Source organism: Xanthomonas sp. LMG 12460, from assembly GCF_009192895.1.
GTDB lineage: Bacteria > Pseudomonadota > Gammaproteobacteria > Xanthomonadales > Xanthomonadaceae > Xanthomonas_A > Xanthomonas_A sontii.
The window spans coordinates 21,293-43,489 of record NZ_NKUH01000037.1 but is presented as its reverse complement, the minus strand read 5'-3'; the positions used below and the strand labels follow the sequence as shown (position 1 = coordinate 43,489).

Here is a 22,197-nt window from a genome sequence, read left to right as displayed (position 1 = left end):
CGACAGGGCGGCACTAGCCTTGTCGGAGGATTGCATTGTGGGAGGGACTTCAGTCCCGACGACGGAAGGTGTCAGGTGGCGTTCGGCTTCGCTTGTCGCGGCTGCATGACGGTCGACTCCTACAGACAAATGACGCGTTCCATCGCGACATCCGAAGCGCGTGTGTTTGCCGGCCGCATGCAGTCGGGACTGAAGTCCCTCCCACAATGGGCTGTCGGGTCTGCGGCGTTTCCGATATTCGTCCTCATCCGGCCCTTGCCGCCCGGCACTGGCAGCATCCTCCATACCGCCTAGAATGGAGCTTCGCCCAGCCACGCTTCTGCGCCATGCCACGCGATCCCAGCATCCATCTCGTCGATACCGGCTTCCAGCGCGCGCAGTTCGATGCCGCCTACCTGATCGTGGAGAACGGGCGCGGCGCCTTCGTCGACTGCGGCACCAGCCATGCCGTGCCGCTGCTGCTGGACGCCCTGGCGCAGGCCGGTCTGGCGCCGGCCGACGTGGACTGGCTGATCCTCACCCACGTGCACCTGGACCATGCCGGCGGTGCGGGTGCGCTGCTGCAGCACCTGCCGAACGCGCGTCTGCTGGTGCATCCGCGCGGTGCGCCGCACATGATCGATCCGGCGCGGCTGATCGCCGGTGCCACCGCGGTGTACGGCGAGGCGGAGATGGCGCGCAGCTACGGCAGCATCGTGCCGGTACCGGCGGAGCGCGTGGTGGTGGCCGAGGACGGCCATCGCCTGTCGCTGGCCGGGCGCGAGCTGTTGTGCATCGACACCCCCGGGCACGCCCGCCATCACCTGTGCGTGTGGGATGCACGCAGCTGCAGCTGGTTCAGTGGCGACACCTTCGGCCTGTCCTACCGCGAACTGGACAGCACGCGCGGTGCGTTCGCGATCCCGACCTCGTCGCCGGTGCAGTTCGAGCCGGAAGCGATGCAGGCCTCGATCCAGCGCATGCTCGGCTATGCGCCGCAGACGCTGTATCTCACCCACTACGGTCCGGTGGAGGGCGCCGAGACGCTGGCGGCGGAACTGCTGGAGCAACTGGAGGCGATGGTGGCGATCGCGCGTGGCTGCGACGGCCGTTCCGACCGCCATCGCTGCCTGGTCGCGGCGCTGACCGCGCTATATCTGGAGCGGGCGCGGCTGCATGGCTGTCCGCTGGACGATGCCGGCGTGGAGCGCGTGCTGCACATGGACATCGAACTCAATGCGCAGGGCCTGGCCTGCTGGCTGGATCGTCCCGCGCGCTGAACGGCGGCCGGTTTCGCGCACGCGAATGCGTCGCCGCGCTGTCTCCGCACGACGCCATTCTCTACACTGTGCGGCCCGCTTGTTGCCAGGTCGTGACCGTGAACCCGATGCGCATGTTGCTGCTGTCCGCTTCCCTGTTCATGGGAGGTGCGGCACAGGCAGCCAACGATGCGCTGGCCGGCGATGCGGGCGGCGACGCCGATGCCTTGGAGCGGCATGCCTTGCCGGCGAACAGCGATCCGGCCGAGGCCTGTGGTCCGGCGATGCCGGGCTGAGCGACGCCGGTCGAGCGACTTACGAGTGCCGTCACAGCACGTTGGCTGCGCGGTGCCAGGACCGTTGGCCAGCGACATGCGCGGTTGCGCTGGGGGTTCCGGGAGAAGGGGATCTTCGCGGGTGGCGCAAGGCCACGCGTAGGAGCAGCTTCAGCCGCGACGGGGCGTGACCGGCAATGCCTGTCGCGGTTGAAGCCGCTCCTGCGAGAGAACAACGCGGTGTTCGGCAAGGCTGCGAAAAGCGCGCGCTAGAAGCGGCCTGAAGCCGTTTCTACCGTGCCAGGTGCGTGCGGGTGCCGCAGGCGACCATGCCGCACTGCTCAGGCAGTGGTGTCGATCAACCCGCCGACGATGCCCTGATTGAGCAGGTCGCCGCTGACCGTGCCGCTGAGGCTGGGATCGGACTGCAGCAGCGAAGACAGCTGCGGGGTCAGGCCCTGGCTGCTGAAGACGCCGGAGGCGTTGTATAGGCCCGGGGTCGACGGCGGCGCGGTGATGGTGCCGAGCAGGCCCTGGTCGTACGTCTGCGTGGCCTGGTCGAGGGTGGGATACGGCCCGGTGCCGGTCGAGGTCGACGAGCCGGCGGTCGAAGTGGAAGTGCCGGCAGAGGAGGCCGAGGCCGCATCGCTCGGGCCGGCGCTGACGATGCTGTTGAACAGCCCGGCCGCGTTGTAGGTCAGGCCCGTGTCGGCCGGGGTGGTTCCCGCGAGGCCGCCGAGGCTGAAGATCACCGAGGCCTCGCCGGACAATTCCACCGCCTGCTGCACCGCGGCCTGATCAGTGCTGGGCACGATCGGGTTGCCGGCTTGAGCCGAACCGCTGGAGGCGCTCGCTGCGGAAAAGCCATAGGGCGACGTGCCATAAGGCGTGACGGTGCCGAGCGGCGACAGTGCGGTATCGATGGCCATGGCGGTGCGCAGCGAGCGGGTGTGTGTGCGTACAGATACGCCCGTGCGGCTGAACCGTCTCTTAGGTTTTTCGGGGGCTGTGGAGCGCCGGAACGGGCTGCAGTTGCGCTGTCTTGGACGTCGGCTGATCGGTGGAAACTTCAGGGGTCAGAACTGCATTGAGCAGCACGCTCCTTGCGCGAGGCCGGTCTCGTTTCTTCGGCCAGAGCGCGGCGCGGGTCGGCCATGCGCAGTGGCGGCAGCTGACGCGACCTGATTGAGATCCTTCATCTGCTGCGCGCTGCTGGTCTGGCTGTTGGCGCGCCCACGCGGACCTGCAGCGCCGCGGCCTGGTGATCACGGTGGAGCGCCGGGCGCCGCTGGCGGTGGCTGCGGTGCCAGTGTGGATGCCCGTGCGGCACCCGACGCATCGTCGCGCCAGCGGCTCATCACTGCCTCGTCGCGCCGACGCGACCTTGAGGCAGGCGGCGCCCTCAGTGCGATGGGCGGCGTGGCTTGGCAGGTTTGCAGGGGTACCGTTTGGCCAGGGCCTGCACGACCAGGTCGCTGGCGCGTTCGTCCAGGCGCGTATCGGGCAGCGCGACGAGATCGGCGACCAGGGCCTGGACATCCGGTGGACCGGACTGGCCGGCCGGTCGGCACCATCGCGCGCCCTCGCTGCCGGCCGCGATGCCGAGCATGTAGGCGGCCGCCGTGCGCGAGGACACCATGACCCGCAGTTCCTGCGGTTGCTGCGGACCCAGGTCGTCTGCCAGCGAGCCGTCCAGCGGGGCTTCCAGCAACTGATGTCCGTTCAAGTCCCAGGGTCCGGCAGGCGGGCGTACCGCGCTGTTGCTGCCCAGCGCCGCCAGCAGGGGCAGCGCGAGCCAGGTGCGGTGTGATGTCATCCACGACTCCTTTCTCGACGAACGATCTGTACGCCGCGGCAGCGCGCCGCGCGCGGGCGAGACGGCTTGCGCGCAGACCAGGTGCTCTAGAATAGCGCCCCCGCTGTCTCTGGCGCCGTCCGATGCCTTCTGCTCCTGTCGCCGCTGCGCCTGCGCGCGGCGGCTTCGTCGTTCTCGCCCTGTTCCTGGTCTATGTCGTCTGGGGCTCGACCTATCTGGCGATCCGCTTCGCCCTGGAAGGCGGCGCGCCGCCGTTGAGCGTGGTCTCCGGCACGCGCTTCGTGATCGCCGGCAGCGTGCTGTACGCGGTGCTGCGCTGGCGCGGGGTGCCCGCGCCCACGCGCGCGCAGTGGCGGCCGCTGGCCATGCTCGGTGCGCTGATGCTGGTCTGCGGCAATGGTCTGGTGGTGCTGGCCGAGCGTCAGGTGTCCTCGGGGCTGGCGGCGGTGGCGGTGGCCTCGGTGCCGCTGTGGATGGCGCTGTTCGGCACGTTGCGCGGCCATCACGCCAGCCGCGGCGAATGGCTCGGGATCGTGGTCGGCTTCGCCGGCGTGGTGTGGCTCAACGCCGGCAGTAGTCTCAATGCCAGCCCGCTGGGCCTGGTGCTGCTGTTGATCGCGCCGGTCGGCTGGGCGTTCGGCTCGGTGTGGTCGCGCGGGCGCGATCTGCCGATGCCGTTCATGGCCGCCGCCGGGCAGATGCTGTGCGGCGGGGTGATGCTGGTGGCGATCGGCCTGCTCAGCGGCGAACGCCTGCACACGCTGCCGAGTACGCAGGGGATGCTGGCGGTGGCCTACCTGTGCGTGTTCGGCTCGATCGTCGCCTTCACCGCCTACGTGTGGCTGCTGCAGAACGTACGCCCGGCGCTGGCCGGCAGCTATGCCTACGTCAATCCGGTGATCGCGGTGGCGCTGGGCAGTTGGCTCGGCAGCGAACGCTTCAGCGCCAGCGATTTCGGTGCGATGGCGGTGATCCTGGCCGGCGTGGTGGTGATCACCGTGGCGAGGACCCGCCGATGACCGCGGTCGCCGCGCAGGAGGCCCGGCGCGGCCTGTGGATCACCGCGGCGACCTTCGCGCTGTGGGGCGTGGTGCCGGTGTACTGGCACCTGCTGCAGGCGGTGCCGTCGCCGCACATCATCGCCCACCGCATCGTCTGGAGCACGCTGCTGGTGGTGGCCTGGCTGGTGTACAGCGCACGCCTGCAGTGGTGGCGGCGCATCGCCGCGCAGCCGCGCGCGCTGGCCACGCTGGCGCTGAGCAGCCTGGCGATCGCCTTCAACTGGGGCCTGTACATCTGGGCGGTCAATGCCGGCCATGTGATCGAGACCAGCCTGGGCTACTTCATCAATCCGCTGGTCAACGTGCTGCTCGGGGTGCTTGTGCTGCGCGAGCGGCTGCGTCCGCTGCAATGGCTGGCAGTTGCCTGCGCCGCGCTGGGCGTGGCCTGGCTGACCGTCGACGCCGGCACGCTGCCGTGGATCGCGCTGGGCCTGGCCGGCTCGTTCGGGCTGTACGGCCTGCTGCGCAAGCTTGTGCAGGTGGATGCGGTGGCCGGGCTGGGGGTGGAGAGCCTGTACCTGTTCCTGCCGGCGCTGGGCTTCGTGCTGTGGGGCGAGGCCGGCCACGGCGGCGGCTTCGTCGGCGGCTGGGGCTGGCGCAACGACCTGCTGCTGGCATTCGGCGGCGTGGTGACCGCGGTGCCGCTGATCGGTTTCGCCTACGGCGTGCGACGTATCCCGCTGTCGCTGGTGGGGCTGCTGCAGTACATCGCACCGAGCCTGCAACTGCTGCTGGGCGTGTGGTTCTTTCGCGAGCCGTTCGACGCGGGCAAGGCGATCGGCTTTGCCGCCATTTGGATCGGCTTGCTGCTGTTCGCCGGCGAGAGTCTGTGGCGGTCGGGCGTGTGGCGGCGAGCGGGGAGTCGGGATTAGGGATTCGGGATTGGCAAAAGCAGCAACACAGCCCGCTGTTACGAATCCCCAATCCCGAATCCCTGCTTTCCACAGCCGAATGGCTGGTCATCCCGCCGCTCAGCCGCGGCTACCGCTCGCGGCCGGCCCACCGGTCAGCTGCAGCTCGGGGTCCGCACGCGGCGGCAGCGGCTGCGGGCAGCGGCCGCCGTGGCTCGGCGACTGCAAGTCGGCGAACCAGTCCTCCACGGTCGGCGCCAGCAGATCCAGCCGCATCGGCAGGCTCAGGTGGTTCTCGCCGGGCATCTCCAGGTAGTGCGCGCGCGGGGCGTCCAGCGCCAGCAGGCGGCCGTGCGCCACCGGGATGTGCTGGTCGGCGCTGCCGTGCAGCAGCAGCACGCAGGCCGGCGCGGCGCGCGCGGCGGCGGTGACGTCGACCTGGTCCAGGTTGAGCGCCAGGCGCTGATTGGCGTTGGCGATCACCGCATCCAGGTTCTGCCCGCCGTAGCGCCAGCGCGCCAGGTCCATCGCCGCGCTGGCCATCCAGCCGCGCGGGCGGCTGGCGAGCATGTGCGGGATCATGTCGCGGATGCCGCGGCCGGCGTTGGCGAAGGATTCCATCGCGACCACGCCGTCGACCTGATCGCCGAGCTTCTGCGCGGCGAACAGCGCGGTGGCCGCGCCGTAGGACACGCCGAACAGGTACACCGGACCCTGCACCTCGCCGCTGGCGCGCAGGGCGCGGATCACCGCGACCACGTCGTCGGACTCGCGGGTGCCGTAGCCGGCCGGGCCGCCGCCGGAGCGGCCGTGGTTGCGCAGGTCGATGCTGATGCTGCGGTAGCCGGCCTGGGCCAGGTCCAGCGACCACGGCAGCAGCGAGTCGCCGTCCATCATCCAGCCGTGCAGCAGCACCACGGTGCCGCGCGGGGCCATGTGCGAGGCGGGCGCCGGGGTGCCCACGTCCATGGCGAAGTCGGCATGCTCGTGGCCGCTGGCGTCGCGGCCGGCATGCTCGTAGCGGTAGCGCATGTGGTAGTCGCCCGGGTCGATGGCGCGCCAGAAGATCGGGATGCCGCCCGGCACCACCACGTGGCCGCTGCGGTTGGGCAGGGTCCCCAGCAGGCTCTGGATGCGCTCCTCGTCCATCAACGGCGACACGCCGCCCGGCGCGACCAGGCGGTCGCTGAGCGAGGTGGAGGAGCAGGCGCTCAGCCACAGGCTGGCGCAGAGGACGAGCAGCAGGCGCAGGCGCGAGGACATGGGCGTGGCGGCGTGGAACCAAATGGCCGCGCAGGCTAGCGCCTCGGCGGCGGCCGTTCTACCGCGTTTCGATGACGGAACGATGACGCGTCAGCCGCCATTGGGCCGGGCCGGGACAGCGGTCCCGGCCCGGCGCGTTCAGCCCTGGCGCTACAGCGCGCGCAGGGCGGTGGTGATCGGCAGCCGCGCCGCGCGCAGCGCCGGGAACAGGCCGCCGACCAGGCCGATGCCCAGCGCCCACTTCAGCCCGGTCCACAGCAGCGGCGGGGACACCTTGAACTGGAATACCACCTGGCTGAAGTTGCTGCCCAGGGTGGAGACGCTGTAGCCGTTGAAGATCGCCCAGGCGATCAGCCCGCCCAGCACGCCGCCGAGCAGCGCCAGCAGCATGGTCTCCAGCATCACCGCCACCACCACCGGCAGCCCGCGGAAGCCCAGCGCGCGCATGGTGGCGATCTCGCGGGCGCGGGTGGCGACCGCCGCGTACATGGTGTTGAGCGCGCCGAACACCGCGCCGATCGCCATGATGGTGCCGATGAAGGTGCCCAGGACCTCCAGCACCTTGCTGAGGTTGCCGCCCTGCTTGCGGTAGTACTCGCGGGTGGTGAACACGTCCAGCTTCAGCCGCGGGTCGGCGTCCATCGCCGCCTTGAACTGGCGGAAGCCGTCCTGGCCCTGGGTGCGCACGCTGATCGACTGGTAGGCGCTGCGGTTGTAGGTGGTGGCCAGGGTCTGGGTGTCGGTCCACAGCTCCGAGTCGTGCGCGTCGCCGCTGGCGAACACGCCGACCACGGTCCAGGCCTGGTTGCCCAGGGTCAGGGTCTGGCCGAGCTGCAGGCCGCGGAACTGCGATTGCGCGCCCTTGCCGACCACGATCTCGCGCAGGCCGGGTTGGAAGCGACGGCCCTGCAGGAGCTTGACCTTGTCGTGCACCGCCCAGCCCTGCTCGCCGACGCCGCGGAACTGCGCGTTGACGTCGGTGCCGTCGGACTTCGACTGCAGGTTCACCACCTGCGACAACTCCGGCGAGACCAACGGGCGGTTGTCGGCGCCGCGCGCCACGCCGGCCAGGCTGGCGATCAAGGGCACCTGGTCGCGGGTGATGACCGAGTTGGTCTCGGCCTGCGAGCCGCCGCGCAGGACGATGGCGGTGGTGTCGTCGCCGGTGCTGTCCAGGGTGGCCTGGAAGCCCTGGCCCATCGCCAGCATCGCCACCAGCACGCCGACCACGCCGGCGATGCCGACCACGATCACCGAACTGGCGCCCCAGCGCTGCGGCAGGCTGGCGATGCCGATGCGCGCGGCGGCCAGCGACAGCCGCCCGCTGCGGGTGACCAGCAGCAGCACGGCGAGCACCGCCACCAGCGCCAGCACCAGGAACCAGGGCAGGGCGATCCAGATTCCCAGGCACAGCGCCAGCGCCGCGATCGCCAGGACATTCCATAACCATTGCATCTTCATTGCGTTGTTCCTCGGGTCTGCGTCGCCGTCCGTGGCATCGCTGTGCTGGAGATAGGGGGCGGGCTCAGCGCCCGGCCAGGGCGTCGACGATCTTCAGCCGCTGCGCGCGCAGCGCCGGCAGCAGGCCGACCACCACGCCGATGACCAGCATCAGCGCCGCGCCGATCAGCCAGGTCTGCAGCGGTACCGCGTGCACCGGCAGTGCGCCGCGGCTGGCGCTGGCCAGCACCGGGATCGCCGCCGCCGCCAGCGCCATGCCGAGCAGGCCGCCGAGCACGATCAGCAGCACCGACTCGACGATCACCAGGGCCAGCACCGTGCGGTCCTGGAAGCCCAGGGTCTTGAGCGTGGCCAGTTCCGGGATGCGTTCGCGCACCGCCTGCGCCATGGTGTTGCCGGTCAGCAGCACCAGGGTGAAGAACACCGCGCCCATGATCGAGGTGACGATCAGGCCGATGTCGGCGAACTGCTTGACGAAGGCCTGCTGGAACGCCGACTCGGTCTGCGACTTGGTCTCGTGGTCGGAGTTGGCCGACAGCGCATCGATCGCCTGCGCCACGCGCGAGGCGTGCTCGGGGTTGTCCAGCCGTACCGTGTACCAGCTGACCCGGCCCTTGATGTAGTCGTTGCTCTCGTCGAAGTATTTCCAGTTCATCATCAACTGGTTCTCCGCCTGCACGTTGGCGCGGTCCTTGGCACGGAAGATCGCCTTCAGTTCCAGCGGCCAGTCGTTGCTGCCGCCGCGCGGGAAGATGGTGGCCTGCAGCGGGATCACGTCGCCGACCTTCCAGCCGTTCTTCTTCGCCAGCGCCTCGCCCACCGCCGCACCGGTGCGGGTGTCGCGGAACGCCTTGAGCTGCTCCGGCGGCACCACGTACTCGCTGTACACGTCGAAGAAGTTCGGCGCCACCGAGAAGTTGGGGAAGAAGTCCTTGGGATCCTTGTAGATGCCGCCGAACCACATCGCATAGGTCACGTCGCGCACGCCCGGCACGCTGCGGATCTGCGCTTCCAGGCGCACCGGCAGCGACTGGGTGATCGACAGGCGCGAGGCCACGACCAGGCGGTTGACCCCTTCCACCGAGCCGCCGGCGGTGAACGCGACGCGCACCGAGTCGAGCAGGCCGAACAGCAGGAACGCGACGATCACCGAGAACAGGGTCAGCACTGTTCGCGTCTTGCTGCGGAACAGTTGCGCCCAGATCAACGAAAAATACTTCATGGCATCGCCTCGCTCAGTGCGCGGCCGGCGCGTCGGCCAGCTCGCCCTTGTCCAGGTGCACGGTGTGGGTGGCGTACTCGGCGGCCTTGGGATCGTGGGTGACCATGACGATGGTCTTGCCGTGGCTGCGGTTGAGTTCCTGCAGCAGGCCCAGCACGTCCTCGGCCGAGCGCCGGTCGAGGTCGCCGGTGGGTTCGTCGCAGATCAGGAAGGTGGGGTCGGAGACGATGGCGCGGGCGATGGCCACGCGCTGCTGCTGGCCGCCGGACAGTTCGCTGGGCTTGTGGTTGCGGCGCTCGGCCAGGCCGACCAGGGTCAGCGCGATCTCGGCATTGCGCTTGCGCTGGGCGGCGCTGAGCGAGGTCAGCAGCAGCGGCAGTTCGACGTTCTTCTGCGCGGTGAGCATCGGCATCAGGTTGTAGAACTGGAACACGAAGCCGACGTGGTGGCTGCGCCAGGTGGCGAGCTGCCCGCCGCTCATGCGGTCGATGCGCTGGCCTTCGATCTCGATCTCGCCGCCGCTGGGCGAATCCAGCCCGCCGATCAGGTTGAGCAGGGTGGTCTTGCCGGAGCCGGACGGACCCATCAGGGCGACGAAGTCGCCACGGGCGATATCCAGGTCGATGCCGTGCAGGACCTGGACTTTCTCGGGGCCGCGCTGGTAGGTCTTGGTGACGTTGCGCAGGGTGACGAGGGTGGACATGGTGGTGTTCCTGGCGGTGGACGAGGTGGAGGCGATGCGATCGCCGGTGGGCGAGGGGTTTACCGTTGCGGTTGCGGTTGCGGTTGCGGTTGCGGTTGCAAGTGCAAGTGCAGTTGTTGCTGTTGCTTCTGCTGTTGCTGTTGTTCTTGCTTTTGACTTGCCGGGTTCCCTTCCGAAGCGGCGGCCAGCGCGGGGAAAAACCCCGAAGGGGCGGCGTACATGGATGTACGCCGTCCGCGGCAGGGGCAGGATGCCCCTTCCGCGGATCCCCGGGCTGGACGCGGACCCGGAGCGCGTTAGCGCGGAGGGCGCGTAGGCAGGGTGTGCTTTCTTTTGGTTACTTTTCTTTGCACAAGCAAAGAAAAGTAACTCGCCGCAAGGCGAAAGCTTTGCTCTTGCACTTGCTGCTAAGGCGGTGACCGCTGGATCGTAGGAGCGGCTTTAGCCGCGACAGACATGACCAATTACGTTTGTCGCGGCTAAAGCCGCTCCTACAGTTTTTCTCATCTGACAACAAAGCATGGAGCAAAGGCTTTCGCCCTTTCGGGCGAGTTACTTTTCTTTGCTCGCGCAAAGAAAAGGTAACCAAAAGAAAGCGCGCCCTGCCTTGCGCCCTCCGCGCTGCGCGCTCCGGGTCCGCGGATGCACCGGGGATTCGCGGAAGGGGCATCCTGCCCCTGCCGCGAACGGCGCACATCCATGTGCGCCGCCCTTCGGGTTTTTCCCCGGTCCATCCGCCGCTGCGGAAGGGAACCCGGTAAATCAAGAGCCGAAGCCAAGCAACAGCAACAGCAACAGCAACAGCAGAGCAAGAGCGGTGTGACGGCGCTGGGTGCAGTTGAAAAGCGACTACATCAAGTGCGACATCGGGCGCTTGCGCAATGTGTGGCACACCGGTGTGGGCTACTGCGCAGCGGCCTCCGCCGTCTTCACCTGCATGCCGGCACGCAAGGCCTCTGGCGGATCCAGCACCACCGTGTCGCCGGCGGCCAGGCCGGACAGCACTTGGCGGTCGTCGCCCAGGGCGATGCCGGTCTTCAGCGCGCGCTGCTCGACCGTGTTGTCCTCCTTGACCGCGAACGCCACATCCTGGCCGGCGCGCTTGACGATCGCCGCGCCCGGCACCCGCACGCCCTGCGGCGTGTTCTGCGCCTGCGGCTGCGGCGCCTCCAGGAAACTGACCCGCACCCCCATCTCCGGCACGATCCGCGCGTCCTTCTGCTTCAGCGCCACCCGCACCTTCACCGTCGCCTTGCCGCGGTCGGCGGAGGGAATGATCGCGATCACCTCGGCCGGGATCTTCCAGTCCGGATACGCGTTGAGCACGGCTTCCACTGGCATGCCCGGCTTGACCCGGCCGATGTAGGACTCGCCCACCTCGACCTCGATCTCCAGCGAATCCATGTCGACGATGGTGCCGATGCCGGTGCGGGTGAAGCCGCCGCCGGCCGACAGCGGCGAGACGATCTCGCCCGGCTGCGCCGCCTTGGCGGTGACCACGCCGGAGAACGGCGCACGCACGATGGTGTTGTCCACGTTGAGATCGGAGATCGACAACTGGTTGTCGGCCACCGCCACGTTGCGTTGCGCGTTCTGCAACTGCGCACGCAGGGCATCGCGCTGCGCCACCGCCTGTTCGTACTGCGAGCGCGAGACCAGTTGCTGGCCGGCCAGGGTCTGCAGCCGCTGCGCGTCGGCATCGGCCTGGCGCACCTGCGCCTGCATGTTGGCGACCAGGCTGCGCGCCGCGTCCAGCTGCGAGGCCGACAGCACCCGTTGCGCGTTGGCGTCGATCGGATCCAGCGTCGCCATCACCTGGCCTTCTTCCACGCGCATGCCTTCCTCGATGCGCACCTCGCGGACCTTGCCGGTGATCTTGGCCGAGACCGTGGCCATGCGCCGCGCCACCACATAGCCGCTGGCGTCCAGCACCGAGGCGCTGCTGCTGCCGGGGGCGATCGCCACCACCGCGGCGGTGCGCACCTCCAGCGGCTTGCTGCGGCCGAACAGCCACCAGCCGCCGGCGCCCAGGGCGAGCAGCACCACCAGCAGCACCACGGCAATCCACAGCCCGCGCCGCGACGGCGGCTCGCTCGGCGGCGCCTTGCGGTCGATACGGAGTTCCTTGAGCAGGTCGGAGGAAGTACTCATCGTGTCCTTGAACGAAACGGTCGGCGCGCTGCAGTGTGCGAGCCACCGGCCGCCGTGGGCATGGCCGGAAGTCACTTTCTGCGATGCGCTGTAGCGGGAGAACGCCGCCCCTCGGCGTGGATCGCAGCATGCGGCAATCGTGCGGGGGCTGCCAGTGACAGATGTCATCCGCTGCAGTTGACGCGCCGCACTGGGCGGCGACGCCGCCGCGGCGCAGCCTAGGCACTCCCTGCCACCACCGGAGTGTCCCATGCCCGATCACGATGCGTTGCCGCTGGCGCAGCTCAGCGGCGTCCACAAGCGCTACGGGACGCTGGTCGCGCTCGACGGCGTCGACCTGCAACTGCGGCCCGACCAGTTGCTGGCGCTGCTGGGCGCCAACGGCGCCGGCAAGAGCACCGCGGTGGGCCTGCTGCTCGGGCTACAGACGCCCGACGCCGGTAGCGTGCGCCTGTGCGGGCAGGACCCGCGGGCGCTGGCCGCGCGCCGCCAAGCCGGGGCGATGCTGCAGACCGCCGGGCTGCCGGACACCCTGCGCGTGGGCGAACTGCTGCTGCAGGCGCGCGGTTATTACCCGCAGCCGCGCAGCGTCGCCGACTGCGTGGCGCTGGCCGGGCTGGATGGCGTGATGGCACGCCGCTACGGCCAGTTGTCCGGCGGCCAGCAGCGCCGCGTGCAATTCGCGATGGCGATCTGCGGGCGGCCGCGGGTGCTGTTCCTGGACGAGCCCAGCACCGGCCTGGACATCGAGGCGCGGCAGGGCCTGTGGCGGGCGATCCGCGAGCTGGTCGCCGACGGCTGCGCGGTGCTGCTGACCACGCACTATCTGGAAGAGGCCGAGGCGCTGGCCGACCGGGTGGCGGTGCTGCAGCGCGGCACGCTGATCGCCGAGGGCAGCGTCGCCGAGCTGCGTGCGCGCTTCGAACAATGCACCATCCGCTGCCGCAGCGCGCTGCCGGCGGCGCAGGTGGCGCAGTGGCCACAGGTGTGCCGCGCCGAGAGCCGCGACGGGGTGCTGGAGGTGCTCGCCGAACCGGCCGAGCCGGTGGTGGCGCGGCTGCTCGCCAGCGATCCGGCGCTGACGGCGCTGGAAGTGCGCCGTGCCGGCCTCGCCGACGCCTTTCTCGCCATCACCCGTGCGGAGGCCGCATGAATCCGATCGATCTGTCCGTTGCTTCCCCGGCGGCCGCCTGGTCGTTGCGCGACCAGAGCGCGCTGTTGCTGCGCGAGATCCGCTACGAGGTGCTGCGTTGGCTGCGCACGCCGTCGTTCGCCTTGCCGACGCTGCTGTTCCCGCCGCTGTTCTACCTGCTGTTCGGGGTGCTGCTCAACCATGGGCGCCACGACGCGGCGGTGTACCTGATGGCCAGCTACAGCGTGTTCGGGGTGATGGCGCCGGCCCTGTTCGGGTTCGGCGTCGGCCTGGCCCTGGACCGCGAGCGCGGCCTGCTCGCGCTGAAGCGGGCGATGCCGGTGCCGCCGCTGGCCCTGCTGCTGGCGCGCACCGCGCTGGCGATGGCCTTTGCGCTGGCGATCGGCGTCTTGCTGCAGGTGCTGGCCGCGCTGCTCGGCGGGGTCATGCTGACGCCGGTGCAGCGGATCGGGCTGCTGCTGGTGGACGTGCTCGGCACGCTGCCGTTCTGCGCGATCGGGCTGGCGCTTGGCGCTTACGCCGGCGGCAGCGGCGCACCGGCGCTGGTCAACCTGATCTACCTGCCGATGGCGTTCCTGTCGGGGCTGTGGATCCCGCTGCAGCTGCTGCCGGCGTGGCTGACCACGCTGGCGCCGCTGTGGCCGTCCTATCACCTGGGCCAGCTGGCGCTGCGCGTGGTCGGGCAGGGCGACGGCCACGGCAGTGCCGGCCATGTCATCGCGCTGCTGGCGGTGACGGTGGTGTTCTACGCACTGGCGCAGCGGCGCCTGCGTCGCGGCTGATGGTGCGCCGTGCCGATCCCGGCGTCGCCGCGCGGTTTCGCGCGCCGGCGCCTTCGCTAAGCTATGCGCTGCGGCGGCCGTGCCGCCCTGGGAGCCCGACGTGATCGCCTTGCTGCACGCCTCGCCCGACTCGCTGATCGCCCGCCGCATCGGCTGGAGCTCGGCCAAGTCCAGCACCCACTGGTTCGTGTGGCTGTCGCTGGTGTGGTCGATCTGGCTGTTCGTCACTCCGCTGTACGAGCCGTACTACTTCCGCAACTGGTTCCCGCCGACGCTGGCCAGCTATCTGGTGTTTCTGGCCCTGTACTACGTGGCCTACTACCTCCACCGGCGCTACCTGCCCTGGTGCGTGGCGGGCATGGCGGCGCTGGCGTTCGTGCTGTTGCCGTACAACCCCGGCGCGCAGTGCTACATCATCTATGCCTGCGCCTTCCTGGCGTTCTGCCTGCCGCCGGTGCGGGCGGTGGCGGCGATGCTGCTGGTGCTGGCCCTGTTCGCGCTGGCCTGGACGCTGCGCGGTTGGTCGCCGCTGTACATGGTCAGCGCGGTGGTGGTCGGCCTGTCGGTGGGGCTGATGAACATCAGTTTCGAGCGCCGTGCGCGCGGCGAGGCGCAGCTGCGCCTGAGCCACGAGGAAGTGCGGCGCCTGGCGGCGGTGGCCGAGCGCGAGCGCATCGGCCGCGACCTGCACGACCTGCTCGGCCACACCCTGTCGCTGGTGGCATTGAAGTCGGACCTGGCCACGCGCCTGCTCGCGCATGACGCCGCCGCGGCGCAGCGCGAGATGGAGGAAGTGGGCCAGGTGGCACGCGAGGCGCTGAGCCAGGTGCGGCGTGCGGTCAGCGGCATTCGCGCGGCGCAGCTGGCGGCGGAGATCGCCTCGGCCAAGCTGCTGCTGGAGTCGTCGGGGGTGAGCTTCCGCTACCAGGTCGAGGCCTTGCCGCCGTGCCCACAGCTGGAGACGGTGTTCGCGCTGGTGCTGCGCGAGGCCGCCACCAACATCCAGCGCCACGCGCGTGCCAGCCACGCGCAGTTGCGGCTGTGGTGCGAGCGCGGCCAGGCCCTGCTGGAACTGCGCGACGACGGCCGTGGTGGCGCGCTGCAGCCGGGCACCGGGCTGAGCAGCATGCGCGAGCGGCTGGAGGCGGTGGGCGGCAGCCTGCGCATCGCCTCCGAGCGCGGCTTGGGCACTTGCCTGGTCGCCGCCGCGCCGTTGCCGCGGGTCGAGGCGGTGATGCCGGACGCCGCGCCGGCGGCGCGGATGCAGTCCCCGGTGGACCAGGACGCCGCGCTCGGCTGAGCGCCGGCCCGGCCCGGGCACTACAATGGGCCGACAAGGACCGGGGGGTGCCGTGATTCGTTTAGTGCTGGCGGAGGACCAGGCAATGGTGCGCGGTGCGCTGGGCGCACTGCTGGGCCTGGAAGCGGATCTCGACCTGGTCGCCAGCGCGGCCGACGGCGAAGCCGCCTGGCGCGCGCTGCAGGCGCATGCGCCGGACCTGCTGGTCACCGACATCGAGATGCCCGGCCTCAGCGGCCTGGAGCTGGCCCAGCGCATCCAGCGCCAGCAACTGCCGGTGCGCGTCATCATCGTCACCACCTTCGCCCGCCCCGGCTTCCTGCGCCGCGCCCTGGACGCCGGGGTCGGCGGCTACCTGCTCAAGGATGCGCCGCCGCAGCGGCTGATCGAGGCGATCCGCCAGGTGCACCGCGGCGGCCGCGCGATCGACCCGGAACTGGCGCTGGAAGCCTGGTCCGAGGCCGACCCGCTCAACGACCGCGAGCGCCAGGTGCTGCGCCTGGCCGGCGAGGGCGCCTCGGCCGGCGACATCGCCACGCAGTTGGGGCTGTCGTCGGGCACGGTGCGCAACTACCTGTCCGAGGCGATCGGCAAGCTCGGGGTCGCCAACCGCATCGAGGCGGCGCGGCTGGCCCGGCAGAAGGGCTGGCTGTGATGCGGCGCGCGGTTCGGCCTGAAACTTGCATGGCTCCCTGCGCTTGACTGCGCAGCGCAGTGCAGGGCGCGCGCGGCCTTCCTTCCTCCCATTGGCCAACGCCATGCCCTCCACCACGATCAACCGCTACGGCGTGCCGCTGGCCCTGCTGCTGCTGTTGGGCATCAGTGGCGGCGTGCTGGTGGGCAGCGAGCGCTTTCTCGCCGATGCGGCCGCGGTGCAGCGCAGCCACCGGGTCATTGCCGAGATCAACGGCCTGCAGCTGAACCTCGCCGACTGCGATGCTTCGTTACGCGGCTTCCTGCTGCTGGACAGCCGCGAACACCTGGCCGATTTCCGGGCGTGCCAGCGCGCGCTGCCGCCGCGGCTGCAGCAACTGGCCACGCTGCTGCAGGGCAACCCCGCGCAGCAGCAGCGGCTGCAGGAGGTCCAGGCGCAGATCGAGGCGCGCATACGCGACAGCGCGCTCGCCGTGGCCCGCTTCCAGGGCAGGGCGGCAGGCATGCGCAAGCCGGACCCGGAGCGCGCCCGCCAGGGCCGTCTGATGTCGCAGGCGATCCGGCGCAACACCGACAGCCTGGTGCGCAGCGAGCGCGCGGCGCTGGCCAGCAGCGCCCGCTCCACCGCCGCCAACGCCGACCTGCTGCGCCGGCTGGCGGTGATCGGCATCCCCACGGTGTGTGCGCTGACCCTGGGCCTGTACCTGCTGCTGCGCCGCGAGATCGGCCGCCGCAGTCAGGCCGAGCAGCGCGGTCACCATGCCAATGCGCTGCTGGTGGGCACCGTGCAGCAGATGCAGCGCACCGAACAGGATCTGCGCACGCTCAACCGCTGCAGCCGCGGACTGCAGAGCTGCGTGCAGCAGGACGAGGCGGTGGAGGTCGCGCGGCAGGCGCTGGAGCGCCTGCTCGGCGACGCCGGCTGCAGCGTGTACTGCACCGACGCGGCGGGCGAGCAGGCGGTCTGCGTCGCGCACTGGGGCGAGGATGCGGTGTGCGCGCCGTCGCTGTCGCTGAGCGGCTGCGAAGGCCTGCGCAGCCGCGCCACCCAGATCCAGCGGCCCGGTGCCGCGCCGGCCTGCGCGCACGCCGCCGGCGTGGCGCGCCATGGCACCTGCGTGCCGATGATGGTGCAGGGCGAGCCGCTGGGGCTGATCCATCTGTCCAGCCGCGATCCGGCCCTGCTCGAACGCCTGCCCCTGGTCGAGGTGGTGGCCGAACAGCTGGCGATGGCGCTGCACAACCTGCAGTTGCGCCAGCGCCTGCGCACGCAGTCGATCCGCGATCCGTTGACCGGGCTGTACAACCGCCGCTACTTGGAAGAGTCGCTGGTGCGCGAACTGGCGCGCTGCGAGCGACGCGACCAGCCGCTGGCGCTGATGATGCTGGACCTGGACCACTTCAAGGCGCTCAACGACCGCCTCGGCCACGCCGGCGGCGATGCCTTGTTGGCGGCGTTCGGTCAGTTGCTGGCCGGGCTGGTGCGGCCGGAGGACATCGCCTGCCGCTACGGCGGCGAGGAGTTCACGGTGATCCTGCCGGGCGCCGCCGCCGACGTGGCGCAGCGCCGCGCCGAGCAGATCCGCGCCGCGGTGGCGAACCTGCAGGTGCAGCACCAGGGTCAGGCGCTGCCGCCGGTGACCGTGTCGATCGGCGTGGCCGCCTATCCGGACCACGGCCGCAGCACCGAGGAGCTGCTGCGCTGCGCCGATGCGGCGCTGTACCGCGGCAAGCGCAGCGGCCGCAACCGGGTCGCTGCCGCTGGCGACGCACCGCTGCGCATCGCCGAGGCCTAGGGCCGCCTCCATCCCGTGCATGCAGTGCCGCGGTCGCGCGCCTGCGCCGCGGCCGTGCCAGCGTCAGCACCCGCGCGCGGCCTGCCGGCTCAGAACGACCAGCTGAAGCTCAGCGTGCCGTTGCGCGGTTCGCCCCAGGCACCGTAGCCGTAGATCTGCGCGTAGTAACGCTTGTCCAGCAGGTTGTTGAGGTTGAGCTGCACCGAGAAGGCCGGCGACAGGCGGTAGCGCGCGAAAGCGCTGACCAGCGCGCCCGTCCGCCGACAAGTGTAACGGCGGCCCGGGGCCGGGACCATGTCGGGGCGACACAAACGCGTAGCGTCTCCCGTGAGACAGGCCGTACCGCGCTGGCCGAATCGACGTGCGCGTGACGGCGCTAGCGTGCGCAGCGCGGGACGCACGCGCTGCGTCCCGCGTGTCGTGTCGTGGGTGGACTACGCCTTGTCGCGTGGCGCTGCAGGCGTCGCCGCGCCGCGCGCCATGCTCGAGAACACGCCGTCGCGGCGCACCCAGGCATGGAACAGCGCCGCGCACAGGTGCGCCAGCACCGTGGCGAACAGCAGGTAGGCCAGCCAGCCGTGCGCGCTGCGCAACCCGGCGTACAGCGTCGGGCAGTGCGGGGCGATCGGCGGCAGTTGCACGCCCGGCCACAGTACGATCGGGTAGCCGCCGGCCGAGAGCATCGACCAGCCGAGCAGCGGCATCGCCAGCATCAGCGCGTACAGCAGCCAGTGCGAGGCGTGGGCGGCGGCCTTCTGCCAGCGCGGCAGGTCGGCCGGCAGCGGCGGCGGCCGGTGCCGCAGGCGGTTGCCCAGGCGTACCAGCACCAGCAACAGGATGGCGATGCCCAGCGGGCGATGCAGGTTCAGCAGCCAGGGCCGCTGCGACACCGAGGCGACCATGCCCACGCCGACGAACAGCATGGTCAGGATCATCGCCGCCATCAGCCAGTGCAGCACGCGCGCGAGCAGGTTGAAGTGGGTGGAGCGGTCGTCGCGGTTCATTGCGCACCTCCGTGCGGCTTCCCGGTGGCGTCGGGCGCTTGGCCGCGGGCGATCTCGCGCTCGCGGCGGTTGAAGGACTGCGAATACACCGCCGAGCGCGCGGCCAGGATCGGATCGTCGGAGCCGGCGATGCCGTGCGGCAGGATCAGCGGATCGTAGTTGAGGTCGCGGCACGGCCCGGTGGCCTGCGGCTCGGCATGGTCCAGCACCAGGGTGCCGGCGACCACCTGCTGGCGGTCCTGCGGCCACGGCTGCGACGGATCGTCGACCGGGTCGCCGGGCGCGGCCACGGTCAGTACCAGATCCCAGCGCAGCGGACCGCGCGCCAGCCGCGCCTGCAGGTCTTCGCTGAGGAAGTCGGCGTCGGCCTTGGCGCGTTGCTCGGCCGACAGCGGCGCGAACGGGGTCTGCGGGCGCATCGACCAGCGCACCGCATGCGTGCTGCCGTCGGCGGCGGTGAAGCGGAACGCGTTGACGCCGTTGTACTGGGTGTTGGCCCAGCTGTTGGACCATGGTGCGGTCTTGGCCCACTCCTGGAACTTCTTCGCTTCCGGATAGCGCTGCAGGAACGCCGCCATCTTCGCCGGGTCCGGCTTGCCGGTGGCCGGATCCGGCCGCGCGGCCAGCGTCTGCGCCATGAAGCCCTCGGTGCTGGCGACCACGAAGAACGGGAAGCTGTTCATCGCCGTGCGCCATTCCTGGCCGTCGTCGCTGCGCAACTGCAGCGCCATGCTGCGCACGCGGGCGGCGCCGTCGGCGCCATGCGGGTCGCCGCCGCCGATCGACAGGCGGCCCAGCACCGGCACCGAGGATTGCGCGAACACCCGCGCCGAGGATAGCGCGCTGCCCTGGCCGTTGCCCTCGAAATGGCCGCTGACGCACACGCCCTTGCTGTGCGCACGGCGGAAGCCCGGATGGGGCGGGCCGCCGGCTTCGATGGCGTCGGTCATGCGCTGCGCGGTCAGCCGCTGCGGGCCGCCGAGCCAGCCGGCGCTCCAGGCGAAGGCGGCGGCGAGTGCCGCGGCGATCGCGGCGATGCCGGCCAGCGCCAGCCAGGGCCGCCGCGGCGGCGGCGTGGGATCGGGACGGGACATGGGGCGGCTCCTGTGGCGAAGGCGAGGGGAGGGACGCGGTCGGGCGCGCGGCAGGCGCTAGCAGACACGGTCGGGCATGAACGCAGTGCAGTGGCGGCGGGTTGCGCGCGGGACTGGCCGCCGCAGCGTGCCATGGCCGGGCAGGCACGACCACGGCGGCGTCATCGGCGCTGCGCATAGAATCGCCGCATCTTGCGGGCAGGGAGTCGGCGATGGCCGGTGCGATCGGATTGGTGCTGTTGGGGCTGGCGTTCCTGGCGCTGGGCGGGGACTCGATCGTGAAGGCGGCCTCCGGCCTGGCGCAGCGTTGCGGCGCCTCGCCGTTCGTGGCCGGCTTGCTGCTGGTGGCCTTCGGCACCTCGCTGCCGGAACTGGCGGTCAACGCGCGCGCCTACGCCGCCGGCGCGCAGGACCTGGCGTTGGGCAACGCGATCGGCAGCAACCTGGCCAATCTCGGCCTGACCCTGGGCCTGGCCGCGCTGGCGGCGCCGCTGCTGCTGCGCACGCGCCTGCTGCCGCCACTGCTGGTGCTGCTGACCCTGGCGACGCTGGCGCTGATCGGCTTCGGCCTGGATGGCGCGATCTCGCGCGCTGAGGGCGTGGCGCTGCTGCTGGCCTTCGTCGGCGTGGTCGCCTTCCTGCTGCTGCGCGCGCGGCATGAACCGGCCGCGCGCCAGCTCGGCGTGTCCGGCTACGCGGTGACCCGCACCGGGCTGGTGCTGAATCTGCTGCGCCTGCTGATCGCCCTCGTGCTGTTGAACGCCGGCGCCAACCTGGTGGTGGAACACGCGCCGCGGCTGGGTGCGGCCTGGGGCCTGTCGCCGCTGCTGGTCGGCCTGCTGCCGGTGGCGATCGGCACCGCGCTGCCGGAAGCCGCCGCCGCCGTGGCCGCCGCGCGCCGGGGCCAGGGCGACATGGTGGTCGGACACGTGCTGGGCTCGAGCCTGTTCAACCTGCTGGTGGTGATCGGCGGCATGGCGGCGCTGCGGCCGCTGCCGTTGCCGGCCTCGTTCGTGCGTCTGGAACTGCCGGCAGCGATCGCGCTGGCGGCGGTGCTGTACCCGATGCTGCGCGGCGACATGCGGTTGAGTCGCGGCGAGGGCGCGGTGCTGCTGGTGGCGTTCCTGGCGTGGGTGGGACTGGAGCTGGCGTTGGTGGCGTGAGTGCCGAGAGTGGGGAATCGGGAATCGGAAAAGCCGCTTCTACGCAGACCCGCGCGCTCAGCGCTCCTCCGGCTGCTCCGGCGGCGGCAGCCCTTCCTGCTCGGCGTGGTCGCTGCCCGGCACCTGCGGGCGCTGTTCCAGCATCAGCGATAGCGCCGCCTTGGCCATCATGTGCGCGCTGATCGGCGCGGTGATGAACAGGAACGCGGTGATCAGCAACTCGCGCGGCTGCGGGTCCTGGCCCAGGAACAGGTGGTAGCCGACCGATGCCAGCAGCACGCAGCCCACGCCCAGGGTGCTGGCCTTGGTCGGTGCGTGCAGGCGCTTGAAGAAGTCCGACAGCTTCACCAGCCCCAGCGCGCCGACCAGGATGAAGAAGCAGCCGACGATCAGCAGCAGCGACAGCCCGACCTGCAGCACGCCGATCATTCGACGATGTCCCGGCGCAGCACGAACTTGCTCAGCACCACGGTGCTGCCGAAGCCGAGCATGGCGATGATCAGCGCCGCCTCGAAATACACCGGCGAATCCAGGTACATGCCGAACAGCATCAATTCGGCGATCGCGGTCACCGACAGCGTGTCCAGCGCCAGGATGCGGTCGGGCACGGTCGGCCCGCGCAGCAGCCGCCACAGCGCCAGCAGCATCGCCAGCGCCACCACGTGCATGCACACGACGATCGTGGTCTCGATGAACATGTGGCTGGTCATGGGAAGATCTCCATCAGCGGCGCTTCGTAGCGCGTCTTGATCTGCCGGATCACGGTCTCGGCATCGTCGAGGTGCAGCACGTGTACCAGCAGGTACTTGCGGTCGTCCGACAGCGCCGCCGACACCGTGCCCGGGGTCAGGGTGATCATGCTGGTCAGGGCGGCGATACCGTGGATGTTGGCGATGTCCAGCGGCACCCAGATGAAGCCGGGGTGGATGCGTTTCTCCGGACCGAGCACCTGCAGCGCCACCACCACGTTGGAGCGCACGATGTCCCAGGCCGCCACGCACAGCATCTTCGGCACCGGGCGCAGCGAGCCGATGCGCGCGAACTCGCGGTCCAGGCGCGCGGCGAACAGCGGCACCGCCACGCCCAGCACCGCGCCCAGCAGCACCTGGCCGAGACTGAAGCTGTCGCTCATCAGCAGCCAGAACGCGGTGACCGTCAGGCTCAGCGGCCAGGACGGGAACAGACGGCGCGACCAGGGACGGGCGGACAT

Annotated in this window: 21 protein-coding genes and 2 pseudogenes; 10 read left to right on the top strand and 13 right to left on the bottom strand. The window is 70.6% G+C overall.

Annotated features, from left to right (window positions below):
• Window positions 1-326: 326 nt before the first annotated feature.
• On the top strand, window positions 327-1,259 hold the full coding sequence (locus CEK66_RS08740) for an MBL fold metallo-hydrolase (RefSeq protein ID WP_152236649.1): 933 nt from the start codon (window positions 327-329) through the stop codon (window positions 1,257-1,259).
• 107 nt (window positions 1,260-1,366) lie between these two features.
• Window positions 1,367-1,477 (top strand): annotated as a pseudogene (locus CEK66_RS08735) (peptidase); the annotation flags it as partial.
• 377 nt (window positions 1,478-1,854) lie between these two features.
• Here CEK66_RS08735 and CEK66_RS08730 read toward each other — a convergent pair.
• Window positions 1,855-2,442: a hypothetical protein gene (locus CEK66_RS08730; protein ID WP_152236648.1), complete on the bottom strand. Its 588-nt coding sequence runs from the start codon at window positions 2,440-2,442 to the stop codon at window positions 1,855-1,857.
• Window positions 2,443-2,915: 473 nt separating this feature from the next.
• Window positions 2,916-3,329, bottom strand: a complete 414-nt coding sequence (locus tag CEK66_RS08725) for a Rap1a/Tai family immunity protein (protein WP_152236647.1) — start codon at window positions 3,327-3,329, stop codon at window positions 2,916-2,918.
• A 122-nt stretch (window positions 3,330-3,451) separates the two neighbouring features.
• On the opposite strand from CEK66_RS08725, the gene yedA reads away from it, so the two are divergent.
• Window positions 3,452-4,348: a drug/metabolite exporter YedA gene (gene yedA, locus CEK66_RS08720; RefSeq protein ID WP_148829938.1), complete on the top strand. Its 897-nt coding sequence runs from the start codon at window positions 3,452-3,454 to the stop codon at window positions 4,346-4,348.
• Window positions 4,345-5,262 (top strand): EamA family transporter RarD, encoded by a 918-nt coding sequence (rarD, locus tag CEK66_RS08715; protein WP_152236646.1) that lies wholly within the window; start codon window positions 4,345-4,347, stop codon window positions 5,260-5,262. The genes yedA and rarD overlap by 4 nt, the downstream gene beginning before the upstream one ends.
• A gap of 99 nt (window positions 5,263-5,361) precedes the next feature.
• On the opposite strand, the gene CEK66_RS08710 is transcribed toward rarD, so the two are convergent.
• The 5 genes from CEK66_RS08710 to CEK66_RS08680 all read right to left on the bottom strand — a co-directional run bounded on the left by CEK66_RS08710 (window position 5,362) and on the right by CEK66_RS08680 (window position 12,041).
• The gene (locus CEK66_RS08710; RefSeq protein ID WP_152236645.1) at window positions 5,362-6,504 is read right to left on the bottom strand and encodes an alpha/beta fold hydrolase; all 1,143 of its coding nucleotides are present in this window, start codon (window positions 6,502-6,504) and stop codon (window positions 5,362-5,364) included.
• A 150-nt stretch (window positions 6,505-6,654) separates the two neighbouring features.
• Window positions 6,655-7,965: an ABC transporter permease gene (locus CEK66_RS08705; protein WP_152236644.1), complete on the bottom strand. Its 1,311-nt coding sequence runs from the start codon at window positions 7,963-7,965 to the stop codon at window positions 6,655-6,657.
• 64 nt (window positions 7,966-8,029) lie between these two features.
• Window positions 8,030-9,187, bottom strand: coding sequence for an FtsX-like permease family protein (locus CEK66_RS08700; protein WP_152236643.1), 1,158 nt, complete (start codon window positions 9,185-9,187; stop codon window positions 8,030-8,032).
• A 13-nt stretch (window positions 9,188-9,200) separates the two neighbouring features.
• Window positions 9,201-9,890 (bottom strand): ABC transporter ATP-binding protein, encoded by a 690-nt coding sequence (locus CEK66_RS08695; protein WP_017908954.1) that lies wholly within the window; start codon window positions 9,888-9,890, stop codon window positions 9,201-9,203.
• A gap of 903 nt (window positions 9,891-10,793) precedes the next feature.
• Window positions 10,794-12,041: an efflux RND transporter periplasmic adaptor subunit gene (locus CEK66_RS08680; protein ID WP_152236641.1), complete on the bottom strand. Its 1,248-nt coding sequence runs from the start codon at window positions 12,039-12,041 to the stop codon at window positions 10,794-10,796.
• A gap of 250 nt (window positions 12,042-12,291) precedes the next feature.
• On the opposite strand from CEK66_RS08680, the gene CEK66_RS08675 reads away from it, so the two are divergent.
• The 5 genes from CEK66_RS08675 (at window position 12,292) to CEK66_RS08655 (ending at window position 17,726) form a co-directional block, all read left to right on the top strand.
• Window positions 12,292-13,194, top strand: a complete 903-nt coding sequence (locus tag CEK66_RS08675; protein WP_152236640.1) for an ABC transporter ATP-binding protein — start codon at window positions 12,292-12,294, stop codon at window positions 13,192-13,194.
• Window positions 13,191-13,976 carry an ABC transporter permease gene (locus CEK66_RS08670; protein WP_152236639.1) on the top strand — a complete coding sequence of 262 codons (786 nt, stop codon included), beginning with the start codon at window positions 13,191-13,193 and terminating at the stop codon, window positions 13,974-13,976. Before CEK66_RS08675 ends, CEK66_RS08670 begins: the two co-directional genes overlap by 4 nt.
• Before the next feature lie 100 nt (window positions 13,977-14,076).
• Window positions 14,077-15,276 carry a sensor histidine kinase gene (locus CEK66_RS08665; protein ID WP_152236638.1) on the top strand — a complete coding sequence of 400 codons (1,200 nt, stop codon included), beginning with the start codon at window positions 14,077-14,079 and terminating at the stop codon, window positions 15,274-15,276.
• A gap of 52 nt (window positions 15,277-15,328) precedes the next feature.
• A complete protein-coding gene (locus CEK66_RS08660) occupies window positions 15,329-15,931 on the top strand; it encodes a response regulator transcription factor (protein ID WP_152236637.1) in 603 nt (200 codons plus the stop codon).
• Window positions 15,932-16,034: 103 nt separating this feature from the next.
• Window positions 16,035-17,726: a diguanylate cyclase gene (locus CEK66_RS08655; RefSeq protein ID WP_152236636.1), complete on the top strand. Its 1,692-nt coding sequence runs from the start codon at window positions 16,035-16,037 to the stop codon at window positions 17,724-17,726.
• A gap of 89 nt (window positions 17,727-17,815) precedes the next feature.
• Here the strand turns inward: CEK66_RS08655 and CEK66_RS08650 are convergent.
• The 3 genes and pseudogenes from CEK66_RS08650 to CEK66_RS08640 all read right to left on the bottom strand — a co-directional run.
• A pseudogene (locus tag CEK66_RS08650) lies at window positions 17,816-17,977 on the bottom strand (TonB-dependent receptor); the annotation flags it as partial.
• Between the two features lie 183 nt (window positions 17,978-18,160).
• On the bottom strand, window positions 18,161-18,730 hold the full coding sequence (locus CEK66_RS08645; RefSeq protein ID WP_152236635.1) for a cytochrome b: 570 nt from the start codon (window positions 18,728-18,730) through the stop codon (window positions 18,161-18,163).
• Window positions 18,727-19,824 carry a catalase family peroxidase gene (locus tag CEK66_RS08640; RefSeq protein WP_152236634.1) on the bottom strand — a complete coding sequence of 366 codons (1,098 nt, stop codon included), beginning with the start codon at window positions 19,822-19,824 and terminating at the stop codon, window positions 18,727-18,729. Before CEK66_RS08640 ends, CEK66_RS08645 begins: the two co-directional genes overlap by 4 nt.
• A 212-nt stretch (window positions 19,825-20,036) precedes the next feature.
• Here CEK66_RS08640 and CEK66_RS08635 point away from each other — a divergent pair, with 212 nt between their 5' ends.
• Window positions 20,037-20,987, top strand: a complete 951-nt coding sequence (locus CEK66_RS08635; protein WP_152236633.1) for a calcium/sodium antiporter — start codon at window positions 20,037-20,039, stop codon at window positions 20,985-20,987.
• Window positions 20,988-21,044: 57 nt separating this feature from the next.
• Here the strand turns inward: CEK66_RS08635 and CEK66_RS08630 are convergent, their stop codons facing one another.
• From CEK66_RS08630 to CEK66_RS08620, 3 genes are read right to left on the bottom strand one after another with little or no spacing between them, the layout of a single operon-like run.
• A complete protein-coding gene (locus CEK66_RS08630) occupies window positions 21,045-21,416 on the bottom strand; it encodes a Na+/H+ antiporter subunit G (protein WP_017908202.1) in 372 nt (123 codons plus the stop codon).
• Window positions 21,413-21,697 (bottom strand): K+/H+ antiporter subunit F, encoded by a 285-nt coding sequence (locus tag CEK66_RS08625; RefSeq protein ID WP_017908201.1) that lies wholly within the window; start codon window positions 21,695-21,697, stop codon window positions 21,413-21,415. The genes CEK66_RS08630 and CEK66_RS08625 overlap by 4 nt, the downstream gene beginning before the upstream one ends.
• Window positions 21,694-22,197 carry a Na+/H+ antiporter subunit E gene (locus tag CEK66_RS08620; protein ID WP_010341382.1) on the bottom strand — a complete coding sequence of 168 codons (504 nt, stop codon included), beginning with the start codon at window positions 22,195-22,197 and terminating at the stop codon, window positions 21,694-21,696. The genes CEK66_RS08625 and CEK66_RS08620 overlap by 4 nt, the downstream gene beginning before the upstream one ends.